The following is a 17,807-nucleotide window of genomic DNA, read 5'->3' as shown; positions in this document are numbered from 1 at the left end:
GAGGCTCTATAGATGAAAAAGATATCTCTTACCTTATTAATCTTGCTTCTCGCGCTGACGGCGGCAGCTTGCGGCAGCAAAAATGAATCAACTGCCAGCAAGGCAAGCGGCACAGCATCTGAGAAGAAGAAAATTGAATATCTTGATAAAACATATGAAGTAACTGTACCGACAGACAAAATCGCCATTACGGGAAGCGTTGAATCAATGGAAGACGCGAAATTGCTTGACGTTCATCCGCAAGGCGCAATTTCATTCTCCGGCAAATTCCCTGATATGTTCAAAGACATCACTGATAAAGCCGAACCAACCGGAGAAAAAATGGAGCCAAATATTGAAAAGATTCTTGAAATGAAGCCTGATGTTATCCTTGCTTCAACAAAGTTTCCGGAAAAAACGCTGCAAAAAATCAGCACAGCAGGCACGACGATCCCAGTTTCTCATATCTCTTCAAACTGGAAGGAAAACATGATGCTGCTTGCCCAGCTGACCGGAAAAGAGAAAAAAGCAAAGAAAATTATTGCAGACTATGAACAAGATCTAAAAGAAACAAAAACAAAAATCAACGATAAAGCGAAAGATTCAAAAGCGCTTGTCATTAGAATTAGACAAGGCAACATTTACATTTACCCTGAACAGGTGTATTTCAACTCCACACTATACGGTGATTTAGGCCTTAAGGCGCCTAACGAAGTAAAAGCTGCAAAAGCGCAAGAGCTGATTTCATTAGAAAAATTAAGTGAAATGAACCCGGACCATATTTTCGTCCAATTTTCTGATGATGAAAATGCAGATAAACCTGATGCCTTAAAAGATTTAGAGAAAAATCCAATCTGGAAAAGCCTTAAAGCAGTCAAAGAAGATCATGTGTATGTCAACTCAGTGGACCCTCTCGCACAAGGCGGCACAGCTTGGAGCAAAGTCCGTTTCCTGAAAGCGGCTACTGAAAAATTGACACAAAACTAATTCAGAGTAGGTTTTTGTATGTATTCAAAACAGTGGACACGTATCATATTGATTACTTCTCCATTTGCTATAGCGCTGTCACTTTTGCTTTCAATCCTTTATGGGGCAAAGCATCTTAGCACAGATATTGTTTTTACATCTCTTATTCATTTCGATCCGGGAAACACAGACCATCAAATTATATGGCATTCCCGGATTCCAAGGGCTGCCGGCGCTCTGCTCATAGGGGCAGCCCTTGCTGTTTCTGGAGCGCTTATGCAGGGCATTACGCGCAATTATTTAGCTTCGCCATCCATTATGGGTGTTTCAGATGGTTCAGCGTTTATCATTACGCTTTGCATGGTTCTGCTCCCGCAATCATCTTCGATTGAAATGATGATATACTCTTTTATCGGCTCAGCGTTAGGAGCTGTGTTAGTATTCGGCCTTGCCGCCATGATGCCAAACGGATTTACCCCCGTGCAGCTCGCCATCATCGGCACAGTCACAAGCATGCTGCTCAGCAGCTTATCAGCGGCCATGTCGATTTATTTTCAAATTTCTCAGGATCTCAGTTTCTGGTACAGTGCCAGACTTCATCAAATGAGTCCGGATTTCCTGAAGCTTGCCGCTCCGTTTTTCCTGATTGGCATTATAATGGCCATTTCTCTCAGCAAAAAGGTGACCGCTGTATCATTAGGGGACGACATTTCTAAAAGCTTAGGGCAAAAGAAAAAAACCATTAAAATCATGGCGATGCTTTCCGTCATCATTTTAACCGGCAGTGCCGTAGCGCTGGCCGGAAAAATTGCGTTTGTCGGGTTGGTTGTTCCGCATATCACGAGATTTCTCGTCGGCTCTGATTACAGCAGGCTGATTCCGTGCTCCTGTCTTTTGGGCGGAATCTTTTTAACCCTGTGTGATCTCGCAAGCAGATTTATCAACTATCCGTTTGAAACACCGATTGAGGTCGTAACATCCATTATCGGCGTACCTTTCTTCCTTTATTTAATTAAACGAAAAGGAGGGGAGCAAAATGGCTAAAAAATATGCATTGTTCATCGCTTTGATTCTTGTTGTCAGCTATTTCAGCTTAACGAGCGGATCATTTTCTGTTCGTCCTGCTGAGCTGCTCTCCACTCTTTTTCAAATCGACCCGAATCCGCAGTATGAAATTTTGCTGTTCGATTTAAGGCTGCCGCGGGTTGTCATGGCTGCTATTATTGGACTCGGTCTTGGCATTGCAGGCGCTGTTATCCAGGCCATCACGAGAAACGGGCTTGCTGATCCTGGAATTCTCGGAATCAACGCAGGGGCAGGAGCCGGCATTGTAGCGTTTATGCTCTTATTCCAAGGTCAGAAGGAAGTGACATCCATAGCTGCAGCGATGGGAATGCCGCTCTTTGGATTGATAGGCGGGCTCATCGCGGCGATCCTGATTTACATATTTGCATGGCACAGAGGCAATTTAGATTCAGGAAGAATTATTCTGGTAGGGATTGCGATCAATTCAGGATTCAGCGCCCTGTCTTTGTTTTTATCTTTAAAAATGGACCCGCAAGACTATCAAATGGCCATGGTGTGGAAAAACGGAAGCATCTGGTCTGCCAACTGGACGTATATCTCAGCCGTACTCCCATGGATGCTGCTGTTTATACCGATTCTTATCGGCAAATCCCGCCTGCTCGACACCATTCGTTTTGATGAAGACACAGTCAGAAGCCTCGGCATTTCATCAAATAAAGAAAAAACCATCCTGCTCGTTGCCTGTGTAGCAATCATCAGCGCCTGTGTCTCCGTAGCGGGAAGCATGGCGTTTGTCGGCTTAATTGCTCCCCATATCTCACGGAGACTGGCTGGCGTCGAACATCGCTATATCCTGCCACTGAGCGGTTTAATCGGGATGCTTCTTGTGATAAGCGCAGACTTTGCTGGAAAACTGTTTTTTCAGCCGGCAGAAGTGCCCGCAGGCATCATTTTGGCGATCCTCGGAGTTCCTTATTTCTTATATCTGCTTTTCAAGCAAAAAAAGGGGGAGAATGCTTGAAAGGATCTCTTTCAGAACACAAAGCCGGCAACAGGAGGTTCACGCTGTACCTCCCTCCTTCCTACAGCACAGACAGCGGGGGATTTCCTGCTGTTTACGTGCAGGATGGCAGTTCTTTGTTCCAAAACCAAATCGAATTACTAGAAAGCGCCTTTCAACAGCAAAGGCTCCCTGAACTCGTGCTGATCGGTATCGAACCCGAAAACCGGCTTGATGAATACACCCCATGGCCGGCTGCATCACTCAGTGATCGGTTCACGGACTTCGGCGGAATGGGATATCACTATCTGTCTGATATAACGAACCAGTTCATTCCGCTAATCGAAGAAAACTGGAACGTCACCAGGGAACCGCAGTCAAGAGGAATGATCGGTGCCTCATTAGGCGGCCTCATCTCAATGTTCGCCATATTAAAATATCCGTCAATGTTCGGGAAAATAGGCTCTATATCAGGTTCATACTGGTACGAGAACGCAGCGGAAACCATTCATATATCTTCTTTAAAGCCTGGCACTGCACGTGTTTTCATGTCTATCGGGAGTGAAGAAGGCTGTGAAAAACAATCCATTCAGCGACATATGCTGAAAAAAACAAAGCAAGTTCATCAAAGTCTAAAAGAAAAAGGCTTCACTGAAGACCAGTTGTATCTTTCAATTGAAAAAGGAGCGGTGCACCACCGCAAGTATTTCTGCAAACAGTTCATCAACGCGCTCGAATGGCTATACGGAAAAAACCGCTCAACCCTATGAGCGGTTTTTTTATGCTTTCTGCAACATTGGTTTTAATTCAAAACGATTCAGCATATAGCCAAACAAAGCAGCCAATATCTGCTGAAACAGCATGCCGATCACAACAGGAACGGCAACCTGAGACGGGAAGAACGTAACGGCAAGAACTGCGCCGGCACTAATATTCCTCATGCCTCCCGTAAATATAAGAGAGACTATTTCCTCTTGCCGCCTTTTCATCATTTTTCCGATCAGCCAAGCAGCGGCATAGCCTGTTAACGCGATAAAGAATACCGTTACAGCTATTCCTGCAAATCTCAAATCAATGGATTTGAAATAAGGAGCAATCGCTGAACTGTTAATCGCAATCACTGCCATCAAGCAAAGCTTTGAAAAAGGCGACAGCGCACTGCTCACAGACGCAGTTCTTTCTGGAGATGACATCTGATTAAACAGCATGCCCAAAAAAGAAGGAATCACGACCATTACAATCAGACCTTTCATCATTCCCCACACATCCATGTGAACCTGAGCGCCGGCCAGCAATGAAAGACTCAGCGGTACGATTAGCGGTGACAGCACAGTATCAATTAAAATAATCGAAAGTGTCAAACCGACATTCCCTTTGTACATCGCTGCCCAAATCAAGCTTGTAATCCCCGTAGGAATCACAACAGCCAATGTTAAACCGGTAATCGTCAAAGGATCACCTTTAAATATAAGATGGCCGCTGCCCCAAGCAAAAAGCGGCATGAAAATATGAAGAACGAATAGTGCAAGAATCATAGGGAGAGGATGAGACAATGCATGTCTCAAAGATTGAAAGTTCGCGCTCAAACTGCCTGCAAACGTAATAAAAGCAAAGATCCAAGGCACAGCCCATTCATACCCATTTAAAAACTGAGACAGCAGCACGCCCAGCACCACACTAGTCGGCGTCAACAGCGGCATCACTCTCCCCAATACACGGTTCAGCTTCTGAAGCATCATATGCAAGTCCCCTATTTAAAATTTCTCTTCTCTCTATTATATCAATGCTGCTTAAGTGTATGTTATATAAAAAAGCCCAGATCTCATTCATCTGGGCTTCTCTATTTTATGCCATCTGTTTCATTAGAGATTTACTCGCTTTATTCAAACCTTTTAACTCAGCTTCAATGCCTTGTTCCTTGAACTTCGCAACAATCTTATCAAGTGCGGCCGCACCAGAATCGTCCCATACGTGAGCTTCAGTTAAGTCAATCACAACCCGCTCAATATCCTCTTGATATATAAACGCATTCGTAAGATCAGTCACTGACGCAAAAAAGATTTGCCCCTTCACTTGATACGTTCTAAGCTTTTGATCCTCTGCATGAGAAACGATTTTCAGCTTCGAGATTTTTGCCACAAAGAACACGGCACTTAAAAGAACACCGACAAATACACCCTTAGATAAGTCATCCGTCACAACAACCGTAACCACAGTCACAACCATGACAATCGAGTCCGTGAGCGGCGCTTTTTTGAGACCTTTTAAGGAAGACCAATCAAAAGTGCCGACAGACACCATAACCATTACAGCTACTAACGCCGCCATTGGGATTTTCACCACGACATGACTTAACACCGCAATTAAAAACATCAGAAAAGCACCGGCAACAAATGCTGACAAACGTCCGCGACCGCCCGCTTTTGTATTAATGACAGATTGTCCGATCATAGCGCAGCCTGCCATTCCGCCAAAGAATCCAGTCACGATATTCGCAATTCCCTGTCCGCGGCTCTCTTTATTTTTATCACTGTCCGTATCCGTCATCTCATCAATAATCTGTGCTGTCAGCAAAGATTCAAGCAACCCGACAAACGCTAAAGCAATTGAATAAGGAAAAATAATTTGCAGTGTTTCAAAGGTAAACGGAACATCAGGGATTAAGAAATGAGGCAATGAACTAGAAATATTGCCCATATCACCAACCGTCCGCACATCCACATGGAAAGTGACCGCAATTATTGTCATCACAATAATCGCCACAAGCGGAGACGGAACAGCAGTCGTAAATCTCGGCAGCACATAAATAATAACCAACGACCCGGCAAGCATCGCATACATGCTCCAAGAAGCACCTTCAAACTGGGGAAGCTGCGCTGAGAAGATAAGGATCGCCAGCGCATTCACAAACCCGATCATCACAGAACGCGGGATGAATTTCATTAATCTTGCAATTTTACTGATACCTAAAATCACCTGAATAATACCTGTCAAAATCGTAGCCGCAAATAAATACTGAAGCCCATGATCAGCAACCAGCGACACCATAACGACTGCCATTGAGCCTGTCGCAGCTGAAATCATGCCAGGTCTGCCGCCAAAAATAGAAATAATAATGGCTATACAAAATGACGCATAAAGACCGACCATCGGATCCACACCGGCTATAATAGAAAAGCCAATCGCTTCAGGAATTAATGCTAACGCAACTAAAATGCCAGCAAGAATGTCTTTTCGGATATTGCCGAACCATTGCTGTTTTAATGTAAAACTATCATTCAAATATAACGACTCCTTTTTAGTAAAAATTTATCCGCACCATATCTATTGTATTGGGAGCTTTTTTTATTTTACGGGAGAAAATGAAAAGAAAAACGACCGGAGAAAACGGGGAAACGTTGAGTATATTGTATTGAGGCAAGGAGTTGTCATACAAAGAGTATCATAATAAATTTTTATCAATTACGCAAGATGAATGCTGAAGAAAAAAATGGCTCAAATATAGTCTGAGACATTTTATCATATCCGGATGAAACCAAGAATCGTTTTAATGACAGTAATATCTTTTCTCTCATTTGGCAATCCGAGCCGGTTTCCGAAAAAATAACCTATCATCATTATCTCAGGCTGATAAATATGAGCGGCCTCATTTAACTCTGTATTTTGGCAATCAATAAAACAGCTTTTGCAGGGATTATTCTTAGTTTTTTCTTAGGACTTATTTATGGCCGGCATGTTCGCCATTATTTTATTGTCACCAATCAATTTTATCATGGAAAAACAGAACAAACGACAAGCATGCTGTTCGCTGCCAATGGATTGGCGGCTCTATCCTGCCAATCGCAGTCGGATGGAGTCTGGATGAGTCTCCCGTACAAACTGCATTTTGATTATTTATGACTCTCATGTTGATCATGCTAGGGATTGTATTGGAATTCAAAAGTATTAGAAAACTTTAAAAAGCAGAAGCTTGATAAAATGGATACTGACGAAAGCAAATCGGCACAGATATAAAATAAAAAACCCAGCTCAATGAACTGGGTTTAAGCTTGCTTGGCGGCGTCCTACTCTCACAGGGGGAACCCCCCGACTACCATCGGCGCTGAAGAGCTTAACTTCCGTGTTCGGTATGGGAACGGGTGTGACCTCTTCGCTATCGCCACCAAACAAATTGAGAGTGTTCTCTCAAAACTAGATAACAGGTGTGACATCATTCAAAATGTGGTTAAGTCCTCGATCGATTAGTATCTGTCAGCTCCATGTGTCGCCACACTTCCACCTCAGACCTATCAACCTGATCATCTTTCAGGGATCTTACTTCCTTGCGGAATGGGAAATCTCATCTTGAGGGGGGCTTCATGCTTAGATGCTTTCAGCACTTATCCCGTCCGCACATAGCTACCCAGCGATGCCCTTGGCAGAACAACTGGTACACCAGCGGTGCGTCCATCCCGGTCCTCTCGTACTAAGGACAGCTCCTCTCAAATTTCCTGCGCCCGCGACGGATAGGGACCGAACTGTCTCACGACGTTCTGAACCCAGCTCGCGTACCGCTTTAATGGGCGAACAGCCCAACCCTTGGGACCGACTACAGCCCCAGGATGCGATGAGCCGACATCGAGGTGCCAAACCTCCCCGTCGATGTGGACTCTTGGGGGAGATAAGCCTGTTATCCCCGGGGTAGCTTTTATCCGTTGAGCGATGGCCCTTCCATGCGGAACCACCGGATCACTAAGCCCGACTTTCGTCCCTGCTCGACTTGTAGGTCTCGCAGTCAAGCTCCCTTGTGCCTTTACACTCTGCGAATGATTTCCAACCATTCTGAGGGAACCTTTGGGCGCCTCCGTTACCTTTTAGGAGGCGACCGCCCCAGTCAAACTGCCCACCTGACACTGTCTCCCCGCCCGATAAGGGCGGCGGGTTAGAAGGTCAATACAGCCAGGGTAGTATCCCACCGATGCCTCCACCGAAGCTGGCGCTCCGGTTTCCAAGGCTCCTACCTATCCTGTACAAGCTGTACCAACATTCAATATCAGGCTGCAGTAAAGCTCCACGGGGTCTTTCCGTCCTGTCGCGGGTAACCTGCATCTTCACAGGTACTATAATTTCACCGAGTCTCTCGTTGAGACAGTGCCCAGATCGTTGCGCCTTTCGTGCGGGTCGGAACTTACCCGACAAGGAATTTCGCTACCTTAGGACCGTTATAGTTACGGCCGCCGTTTACTGGGGCTTCAATTCGCACCTTCGCTTACGCTAAGCGCTCCTCTTAACCTTCCAGCACCGGGCAGGCGTCAGCCCCTATACTTCGCCTTACGGCTTCGCAGAGACCTGTGTTTTTGCTAAACAGTCGCCTGGGCCTATTCACTGCGGCTCTCTCGGGCTTGCACCCTAACAGAGCACCCCTTCTCCCGAAGTTACGGGGTCATTTTGCCGAGTTCCTTAACGAGAGTTCTCTCGATCACCTTAGGATTCTCTCCTCGCCTACCTGTGTCGGTTTGCGGTACGGGCACCTCTCACCTCGCTAGAGGCTTTTCTTGGCAGTGTGGAATCAGGAACTTCGCTACTATATTTCGCTCGCCATCACAGCTCAGCCTTATGGGAAACGGATTTGCCTATTTCCCAGCCTAACTGCTTGGACGCGGATATCCAATACCGCGCTTACCCTATCCTCCTGCGTCCCCCCATTGCTCAAATGGTGAGGAGGTGGTACAGGAATATCAACCTGTTGTCCATCGCCTACGCCTTTCGGCCTCGGCTTAGGTCCCGACTAACCCTGAGCGGACGAGCCTTCCTCAGGAAACCTTAGGCATTCGGTGGAGGGGATTCTCACCCCTCTTTCGCTACTCATACCGGCATTCTCACTTCTAAGCGCTCCACCAGTCCTTCCGGTCTGGCTTCACAGCCCTTAGAACGCTCTCCTACCACTGTTCGAAGAACAGTCCGCAGCTTCGGTGATACGTTTAGCCCCGGTACATTTTCGGCGCAGAGTCACTCGACCAGTGAGCTATTACGCACTCTTTAAATGGTGGCTGCTTCTAAGCCAACATCCTGGTTGTCTAAGCAACTCCACATCCTTTTCCACTTAACGTATACTTTGGGACCTTAGCTGGCGGTCTGGGCTGTTTCCCTTTCGACTACGGATCTTATCACTCGCAGTCTGACTCCCAAGGATAAGTCATTGGCATTCGGAGTTTGACTGAATTCGGTAACCCGGTAGGGGCCCCTAGTCCAATCAGTGCTCTACCTCCAAGACTCTTACCTTGAGGCTAGCCCTAAAGCTATTTCGGAGAGAACCAGCTATCTCCAGGTTCGATTGGCATTTCACCCCTACCCACACCTCATCCCCGCACTTTTCAACGTGCGTGGGTTCGGGCCTCCATTCAGTGTTACCTGAACTTCACCCTGGACATGGGTAGATCACCTGGTTTCGGGTCTACGACCACGTACTCATGCGCCCTATTCAGACTCGCTTTCGCTGCGGCTCCGCATCTTCTGCTTAACCTTGCACGGGATCGTAACTCGCCGGTTCATTCTACAAAAGGCACGCCATCACCCGTTAACGGGCTCTGACTACTTGTAGGCACACGGTTTCAGGATCTCTTTCACTCCCCTTCCGGGGTGCTTTTCACCTTTCCCTCACGGTACTGGTTCACTATCGGTCACTAGGGAGTATTTAGCCTTGGGAGATGGTCCTCCCGGATTCCGACGGAATTTCACGTGTTCCGCCGTACTCAGGATCCACTCAGGAGAGAACGAAGTTTTGACTACAGGGCTGTTACCTCCTATGGCGGGCCTTTCCAGACCTCTTCATCTACCTCGTTCTTTTGTAACTCCGTACAGAGTGTCCTACAACCCCAAGAGGCAAGCCTCTTGGTTTGGGCTGATCCCGTTTCGCTCGCCGCTACTCAGGGAATCGCATTTGCTTTCTCTTCCTCCGGGTACTTAGATGTTTCAGTTCCCCGGGTCTGCCTTCTCATATCCTATGAATTCAGATATGGATACCACTCCATTACGAGTGGTGGGTTTCCCCATTCGGAAATCTCCGGATCAAAGCTTGCTTACAGCTCCCCGAAGCATATCGGTGTTCGTCCCGTCCTTCATCGGCTCCTAGTGCCAAGGCATCCACCGTGCGCCCTTTCTAACTTAACCGTTAAAAAGAATCACTATGTGATATCTTGTGTTACTAATTGAATGTGATGTCTACTGTTATCTAGTTTTCAAAGAACACGTTTCGAAGGAATGATCCTTCAAAACTAAACAAGACAGGGAACGTTCTGTTTATAAGACCCAAGGTCTTATATTCCGTATAATATCCTTAGAAAGGAGGTGATCCAGCCGCACCTTCCGATACGGCTACCTTGTTACGACTTCACCCCAATCATCTGTCCCACCTTCGGCGGCTGGCTCCTAAAAGGTTACCTCACCGACTTCGGGTGTTACAAACTCTCGTGGTGTGACGGGCGGTGTGTACAAGGCCCGGGAACGTATTCACCGCGGCATGCTGATCCGCGATTACTAGCGATTCCAGCTTCACGCAGTCGAGTTGCAGACTGCGATCCGAACTGAGAACAGATTTGTGGGATTGGCTTAACCTCGCGGTTTCGCTGCCCTTTGTTCTGTCCATTGTAGCACGTGTGTAGCCCAGGTCATAAGGGGCATGATGATTTGACGTCATCCCCACCTTCCTCCGGTTTGTCACCGGCAGTCACCTTAGAGTGCCCAACTGAATGCTGGCAACTAAGATCAAGGGTTGCGCTCGTTGCGGGACTTAACCCAACATCTCACGACACGAGCTGACGACAACCATGCACCACCTGTCACTCTGCCCCCGAAGGGGACGTCCTATCTCTAGGATTGTCAGAGGATGTCAAGACCTGGTAAGGTTCTTCGCGTTGCTTCGAATTAAACCACATGCTCCACCGCTTGTGCGGGCCCCCGTCAATTCCTTTGAGTTTCAGTCTTGCGACCGTACTCCCCAGGCGGAGTGCTTAATGCGTTAGCTGCAGCACTAAGGGGCGGAAACCCCCTAACACTTAGCACTCATCGTTTACGGCGTGGACTACCAGGGTATCTAATCCTGTTCGCTCCCCACGCTTTCGCTCCTCAGCGTCAGTTACAGACCAGAGAGTCGCCTTCGCCACTGGTGTTCCTCCACATCTCTACGCATTTCACCGCTACACGTGGAATTCCACTCTCCTCTTCTGCACTCAAGTTCCCCAGTTTCCAATGACCCTCCCCGGTTGAGCCGGGGGCTTTCACATCAGACTTAAGAAACCGCCTGCGAGCCCTTTACGCCCAATAATTCCGGACAACGCTTGCCACCTACGTATTACCGCGGCTGCTGGCACGTAGTTAGCCGTGGCTTTCTGGTTAGGTACCGTCAAGGTACCGCCCTATTCGAACGGTACTTGTTCTTCCCTAACAACAGAGCTTTACGATCCGAAAACCTTCATCACTCACGCGGCGTTGCTCCGTCAGACTTTCGTCCATTGCGGAAGATTCCCTACTGCTGCCTCCCGTAGGAGTCTGGGCCGTGTCTCAGTCCCAGTGTGGCCGATCACCCTCTCAGGTCGGCTACGCATCGTCGCCTTGGTGAGCCGTTACCTCACCAACTAGCTAATGCGCCGCGGGTCCATCTGTAAGTGGTAGCCGAAGCCACCTTTTATGTTTGAACCATGCGGTTCAAACAACCATCCGGTATTAGCCCCGGTTTCCCGGAGTTATCCCAGTCTTACAGGCAGGTTACCCACGTGTTACTCACCCGTCCGCCGCTAACATCAGGGAGCAAGCTCCCATCTGTCCGCTCGACTTGCATGTATTAGGCACGCCGCCAGCGTTCGTCCTGAGCCAGGATCAAACTCTCCGATAAAGTAGTTTGACTGACTACGCACATCGCTGTGCGATTTTTTAAAAACTGAATTAACAGGTACGTTTTGTCTTGTTTAGTTTTCAAAGATCATTTTGTTTGTTTGCTTTGTTAAAGCAACTTTATTAGTATACAACGTCAATTCTTCAAAGTCAACAACTTTTTTAAAAAATTACACTAACGTGCAATTGCTTGGCGGCGTCCTACTCTCACAGGGGGAACCCCCGACTACCATCGGCGCTGAAGAGCTTAACTTCCGTGTTCGGTATGGGAACGGGTGTGACCTCTTCGCTATCGCCACCAAACAAATTGAGAGTGTTCTCTCAAAACTAGATAACAGGTGTGACATCATTCAAAATGTGGTTAAGTCCTCGATCGATTAGTATCTGTCAGCTCCATGTGTCGCCACACTTCCACCTCAGACCTATCAACCTGATCATCTTTCAGGGATCTTACTTCCTTGCGGAATGGGAAATCTCATCTTGAGGGGGGCTTCATGCTTAGATGCTTTCAGCACTTATCCCGTCCGCACATAGCTACCCAGCGATGCCCTTGGCAGAACAACTGGTACACCAGCGGTGCGTCCATCCCGGTCCTCTCGTACTAAGGACAGCTCCTCTCAAATTTCCTGCGCCCGCGACGGATAGGGACCGAACTGTCTCACGACGTTCTGAACCCAGCTCGCGTACCGCTTTAATGGGCGAACAGCCCAACCCTTGGGACCGACTACAGCCCCAGGATGCGATGAGCCGACATCGAGGTGCCAAACCTCCCCGTCGATGTGGACTCTTGGGGGAGATAAGCCTGTTATCCCCGGGGTAGCTTTTATCCGTTGAGCGATGGCCCTTCCATGCGGAACCACCGGATCACTAAGCCCGACTTTCGTCCCTGCTCGACTTGTAGGTCTCGCAGTCAAGCTCCCTTGTGCCTTTACACTCTGCGAATGATTTCCAACCATTCTGAGGGAACCTTTGGGCGCCTCCGTTACCTTTTAGGAGGCGACCGCCCCAGTCAAACTGCCCACCTGACACTGTCTCCCCGCCCGATAAGGGCGGCGGGTTAGAAGGTCAATACAGCCAGGGTAGTATCCCACCGATGCCTCCACCGAAGCTGGCGCTCCGGTTTCCAAGGCTCCTACCTATCCTGTACAAGCTGTACCAACATTCAATATCAGGCTGCAGTAAAGCTCCACGGGGTCTTTCCGTCCTGTCGCGGGTAACCTGCATCTTCACAGGTACTATAATTTCACCGAGTCTCTCGTTGAGACAGTGCCCAGATCGTTGCGCCTTTCGTGCGGGTCGGAACTTACCCGACAAGGAATTTCGCTACCTTAGGACCGTTATAGTTACGGCCGCCGTTTACTGGGGCTTCAATTCGCACCTTCGCTTACGCTAAGCGCTCCTCTTAACCTTCCAGCACCGGGCAGGCGTCAGCCCCTATACTTCGCCTTACGGCTTCGCAGAGACCTGTGTTTTTGCTAAACAGTCGCCTGGGCCTATTCACTGCGGCTCTCTCGGGCTTGCACCCTAACAGAGCACCCCTTCTCCCGAAGTTACGGGGTCATTTTGCCGAGTTCCTTAACGAGAGTTCTCTCGATCACCTTAGGATTCTCTCCTCGCCTACCTGTGTCGGTTTGCGGTACGGGCACCTCTCACCTCGCTAGAGGCTTTTCTTGGCAGTGTGGAATCAGGAACTTCGCTACTATATTTCGCTCGCCATCACAGCTCAGCCTTATGGGAAACGGATTTGCCTATTTCCCAGCCTAACTGCTTGGACGCGGATATCCAATACCGCGCTTACCCTATCCTCCTGCGTCCCCCCATTGCTCAAATGGTGAGGAGGTGGTACAGGAATATCAACCTGTTGTCCATCGCCTACGCCTTTCGGCCTCGGCTTAGGTCCCGACTAACCCTGAGCGGACGAGCCTTCCTCAGGAAACCTTAGGCATTCGGTGGAGGGGATTCTCACCCCTCTTTCGCTACTCATACCGGCATTCTCACTTCTAAGCGCTCCACCAGTCCTTCCGGTCTGGCTTCACAGCCCTTAGAACGCTCTCCTACCACTGTTCGAAGAACAGTCCGCAGCTTCGGTGATACGTTTAGCCCCGGTACATTTTCGGCGCAGAGTCACTCGACCAGTGAGCTATTACGCACTCTTTAAATGGTGGCTGCTTCTAAGCCAACATCCTGGTTGTCTAAGCAACTCCACATCCTTTTCCACTTAACGTATACTTTGGGACCTTAGCTGGCGGTCTGGGCTGTTTCCCTTTCGACTACGGATCTTATCACTCGCAGTCTGACTCCCAAGGATAAGTCATTGGCATTCGGAGTTTGACTGAATTCGGTAACCCGGTAGGGGCCCCTAGTCCAATCAGTGCTCTACCTCCAAGACTCTTACCTTGAGGCTAGCCCTAAAGCTATTTCGGAGAGAACCAGCTATCTCCAGGTTCGATTGGCATTTCACCCCTACCCACACCTCATCCCCGCACTTTTCAACGTGCGTGGGTTCGGGCCTCCATTCAGTGTTACCTGAACTTCACCCTGGACATGGGTAGATCACCTGGTTTCGGGTCTACGACCACGTACTCATGCGCCCTATTCAGACTCGCTTTCGCTGCGGCTCCGCATCTTCTGCTTAACCTTGCACGGGATCGTAACTCGCCGGTTCATTCTACAAAAGGCACGCCATCACCCGTTAACGGGCTCTGACTACTTGTAGGCACACGGTTTCAGGATCTCTTTCACTCCCCTTCCGGGGTGCTTTTCACCTTTCCCTCACGGTACTGGTTCACTATCGGTCACTAGGGAGTATTTAGCCTTGGGAGATGGTCCTCCCGGATTCCGACGGAATTTCACGTGTTCCGCCGTACTCAGGATCCACTCAGGAGAGAACGAAGTTTTGACTACAGGGCTGTTACCTCCTATGGCGGGCCTTTCCAGACCTCTTCATCTACCTCGTTCTTTTGTAACTCCGTACAGAGTGTCCTACAACCCCAAGAGGCAAGCCTCTTGGTTTGGGCTGATCCCGTTTCGCTCGCCGCTACTCAGGGAATCGCATTTGCTTTCTCTTCCTCCGGGTACTTAGATGTTTCAGTTCCCCGGGTCTGCCTTCTCATATCCTATGAATTCAGATATGGATACCACTCCATTACGAGTGGTGGGTTTCCCCATTCGGAAATCTCCGGATCAAAGCTTGCTTACAGCTCCCCGAAGCATATCGGTGTTCGTCCCGTCCTTCATCGGCTCCTAGTGCCAAGGCATCCACCGTGCGCCCTTTCTAACTTAACCGTTAAAAAGAATCACTATGTGATATCTTGTGTTACTAATTGAATGTGATGTCTACTGTTATCTAGTTTTCAAAGAACACGTTTCGAAGGAATGATCCTTCAAAACTAAACAAGACAGGGAACGTTCTGTTTATAAGACCCAAGGTCTTATATTCCGTATAATATCCTTAGAAAGGAGGTGATCCAGCCGCACCTTCCGATACGGCTACCTTGTTACGACTTCACCCCAATCATCTGTCCCACCTTCGGCGGCTGGCTCCTAAAAGGTTACCTCACCGACTTCGGGTGTTACAAACTCTCGTGGTGTGACGGGCGGTGTGTACAAGGCCCGGGAACGTATTCACCGCGGCATGCTGATCCGCGATTACTAGCGATTCCAGCTTCACGCAGTCGAGTTGCAGACTGCGATCCGAACTGAGAACAGATTTGTGGGATTGGCTTAACCTCGCGGTTTCGCTGCCCTTTGTTCTGTCCATTGTAGCACGTGTGTAGCCCAGGTCATAAGGGGCATGATGATTTGACGTCATCCCCACCTTCCTCCGGTTTGTCACCGGCAGTCACCTTAGAGTGCCCAACTGAATGCTGGCAACTAAGATCAAGGGTTGCGCTCGTTGCGGGACTTAACCCAACATCTCACGACACGAGCTGACGACAACCATGCACCACCTGTCACTCTGCCCCCGAAGGGGACGTCCTATCTCTAGGATTGTCAGAGGATGTCAAGACCTGGTAAGGTTCTTCGCGTTGCTTCGAATTAAACCACATGCTCCACCGCTTGTGCGGGCCCCCGTCAATTCCTTTGAGTTTCAGTCTTGCGACCGTACTCCCCAGGCGGAGTGCTTAATGCGTTAGCTGCAGCACTAAGGGGCGGAAACCCCCTAACACTTAGCACTCATCGTTTACGGCGTGGACTACCAGGGTATCTAATCCTGTTCGCTCCCCACGCTTTCGCTCCTCAGCGTCAGTTACAGACCAGAGAGTCGCCTTCGCCACTGGTGTTCCTCCACATCTCTACGCATTTCACCGCTACACGTGGAATTCCACTCTCCTCTTCTGCACTCAAGTTCCCCAGTTTCCAATGACCCTCCCCGGTTGAGCCGGGGGCTTTCACATCAGACTTAAGAAACCGCCTGCGAGCCCTTTACGCCCAATAATTCCGGACAACGCTTGCCACCTACGTATTACCGCGGCTGCTGGCACGTAGTTAGCCGTGGCTTTCTGGTTAGGTACCGTCAAGGTACCGCCCTATTCGAACGGTACTTGTTCTTCCCTAACAACAGAGCTTTACGATCCGAAAACCTTCATCACTCACGCGGCGTTGCTCCGTCAGACTTTCGTCCATTGCGGAAGATTCCCTACTGCTGCCTCCCGTAGGAGTCTGGGCCGTGTCTCAGTCCCAGTGTGGCCGATCACCCTCTCAGGTCGGCTACGCATCGTCGCCTTGGTGAGCCGTTACCTCACCAACTAGCTAATGCGCCGCGGGTCCATCTGTAAGTGGTAGCCGAAGCCACCTTTTATGTTTGAACCATGCGGTTCAAACAACCATCCGGTATTAGCCCCGGTTTCCCGGAGTTATCCCAGTCTTACAGGCAGGTTACCCACGTGTTACTCACCCGTCCGCCGCTAACATCAGGGAGCAAGCTCCCATCTGTCCGCTCGACTTGCATGTATTAGGCACGCCGCCAGCGTTCGTCCTGAGCCAGGATCAAACTCTCCGATAAAGTAGTTTGACTGACTACGCACATCGCTGTGCGATTTTTTAAAAACTGAATTAACAGGTACGTTTTGTCTTGTTTAGTTTTCAAAGATCATTTTGTTTGTTTGCTTTGTTAAAGCAACTTTATTAGTATACAACGTCAATTCTTCAAAGTCAACAACTTTTTAAAAACTTTTGGTGGAGCCTAGCGGGCTCGAACCGCTGACCTCCTGCGTGCAAAGCAGGCGCTCTCCCAGCTGAGCTAAGGCCCCATAAAAAATGGTCGGGAAGACAGGATTCGAACCTGCGACCCCATGGTCCCAAACCATGTGCTCTACCAAGCTGAGCTACTTCCCGATTCCCTATCTATTCTATTAAAAGATATGGCGCGCCCGAGAGGAGTCGAACCCCTAACCTTTTGATCCGTAGTCAAACGCTCTATCCAATTGAGCTACGGGCGCAATTCAATTTACAATATCCCGTTGGGATAAATGGAGCGGAAGACGGGATTCGAACCCGCGACCCCCACCTTGGCAAGGTGGTGTTCTACCACTGAACTACTTCCGCATATCGCAATAAAAAAAGCTTTCTCCTTATGAGAAACCTTGGTAATAATACATTTAATAAAGCTTCCAAGCGGGCTCGAACCGCTGACCTCTTCCTTACCATGGAAGTGCTCTACCTGCTGAGCTATGGAAGCAATGGCTCCGCAGGTAGGATTCGAACCTACGACCGATCGGTTAACAGCCGATAGCTCTACCACTGAGCTACTGCGGAATAATATAAAGCTTCATAAACAAACATGGTAGAATTAATAAATCTGCTTGGCGGCGTCCTACTCTCACAGGGGGAACCCCCCGACTACCATCGGCGCTGAAGAGCTTAACTTCCGTGTTCGGTATGGGAACGGGTGTGACCTCTTCGCTATCGCCACCAAACAAATTGAGAGTGTTCTCTCAAAACTAGATAACAGGTGTGACATCATTCA

General features: G+C 48.8%; 6 protein-coding genes, 6 tRNA genes and 7 rRNA genes. 4 read left to right on the top strand and 15 right to left on the bottom strand.

The genetic code is table 11. The features are described 5' to 3' along the window. The first annotated feature begins 12 nt into the window (after window positions 1–12). From feuA to MKY10_RS01025, 4 genes are read left to right on the top strand one after another with little or no spacing between them, the layout of a single operon-like run. Entirely contained in the window at window positions 13–966 is a 954-nt protein-coding gene (feuA, locus tag MKY10_RS01040) for an iron ABC transporter substrate-binding protein FeuA (RefSeq protein ID WP_038827958.1), read from the top strand. Window positions 967–984: 18 nt separating this feature from the next. Next, window positions 985–1,989, top strand: coding sequence for an iron ABC transporter permease (locus MKY10_RS01035; RefSeq protein WP_014478640.1), 1,005 nt, complete (start codon window positions 985–987; stop codon window positions 1,987–1,989). Continuing rightward, on the top strand, window positions 1,982–2,992 hold the full coding sequence (gene feuC, locus MKY10_RS01030) for an iron ABC transporter permease FeuC (protein WP_048654968.1): 1,011 nt from the start codon (window positions 1,982–1,984) through the stop codon (window positions 2,990–2,992). The genes MKY10_RS01035 and feuC overlap by 8 nt, the downstream gene beginning before the upstream one ends. Next, window positions 2,989–3,741, top strand: coding sequence for an alpha/beta hydrolase (locus MKY10_RS01025; RefSeq protein ID WP_087614210.1), 753 nt, complete (start codon window positions 2,989–2,991; stop codon window positions 3,739–3,741). Before feuC ends, MKY10_RS01025 begins: the two co-directional genes overlap by 4 nt. A 9-nt stretch (window positions 3,742–3,750) precedes the next feature. Here MKY10_RS01025 and MKY10_RS01020 read toward each other — a convergent pair whose 3' ends face one another. The 15 genes from MKY10_RS01020 to rrf (MKY10_RS00950) all read right to left on the bottom strand — a co-directional run bounded on the left by MKY10_RS01020 (window position 3,751) and on the right by rrf (MKY10_RS00950) (window position 17,757). After that, window positions 3,751–4,671 (bottom strand): bile acid:sodium symporter family protein, encoded by a 921-nt coding sequence (locus MKY10_RS01020; RefSeq protein WP_014478637.1) that lies wholly within the window; start codon window positions 4,669–4,671, stop codon window positions 3,751–3,753. A gap of 145 nt (window positions 4,672–4,816) precedes the next feature. Further along, window positions 4,817–6,253, bottom strand: coding sequence for a SulP family inorganic anion transporter (locus MKY10_RS01015; protein ID WP_014478635.1), 1,437 nt, complete (start codon window positions 6,251–6,253; stop codon window positions 4,817–4,819). A 769-nt stretch (window positions 6,254–7,022) separates the two neighbouring features. Then, window positions 7,023–7,138 (bottom strand): 5S ribosomal RNA (gene rrf / locus MKY10_RS01010). 54 nt (window positions 7,139–7,192) lie between these two features. After that, a 23S ribosomal RNA gene (locus MKY10_RS01005) occupies window positions 7,193–10,120 on the bottom strand. 170 nt (window positions 10,121–10,290) lie between these two features. Then, window positions 10,291–11,840 (bottom strand): 16S ribosomal RNA (locus MKY10_RS01000). A gap of 187 nt (window positions 11,841–12,027) precedes the next feature. Continuing rightward, window positions 12,028–12,142, bottom strand: a 5S ribosomal RNA gene (gene rrf / locus MKY10_RS00995). Between the two features lie 54 nt (window positions 12,143–12,196). After that, a 23S ribosomal RNA gene (locus MKY10_RS00990) occupies window positions 12,197–15,124 on the bottom strand. A 170-nt stretch (window positions 15,125–15,294) separates the two neighbouring features. Further along, a 16S ribosomal RNA gene (locus MKY10_RS00985) occupies window positions 15,295–16,844 on the bottom strand. A 171-nt stretch (window positions 16,845–17,015) separates the two neighbouring features. Then, window positions 17,016–17,091, bottom strand: a tRNA-Ala gene (locus tag MKY10_RS00980). Between the two features lie 8 nt (window positions 17,092–17,099). Continuing rightward, window positions 17,100–17,176 (bottom strand) — tRNA-Pro (locus MKY10_RS00975). A 27-nt stretch (window positions 17,177–17,203) separates the two neighbouring features. Next, window positions 17,204–17,280 (bottom strand) — tRNA-Arg (locus MKY10_RS00970). Window positions 17,281–17,311: 31 nt separating this feature from the next. Beyond that, a tRNA-Gly gene (locus tag MKY10_RS00965) sits at window positions 17,312–17,386 on the bottom strand. 60 nt (window positions 17,387–17,446) lie between these two features. Next, window positions 17,447–17,519 (bottom strand) — tRNA-Thr (locus MKY10_RS00960). Window positions 17,520–17,521: 2 nt separating this feature from the next. Next, a tRNA-Asn gene (locus MKY10_RS00955) sits at window positions 17,522–17,596 on the bottom strand. 45 nt (window positions 17,597–17,641) lie between these two features. Then, a 5S ribosomal RNA gene (gene rrf, locus MKY10_RS00950) occupies window positions 17,642–17,757 on the bottom strand. The 16S, 23S and 5S rRNA genes sit together here with 6 tRNA genes alongside, the layout of an rRNA operon. Between the last annotated feature and the right edge of the window lie 50 nt (window positions 17,758–17,807).

It is taken from the genome of Bacillus sp. FSL P4-0290 (assembly GCF_037975435.1).
In the GTDB taxonomy this organism is placed as follows: Bacteria; Bacillota; Bacilli; order Bacillales; family Bacillaceae; genus Bacillus; species Bacillus subtilis.
This window is presented reverse-complemented; position numbering and strand designations above follow the sequence as displayed.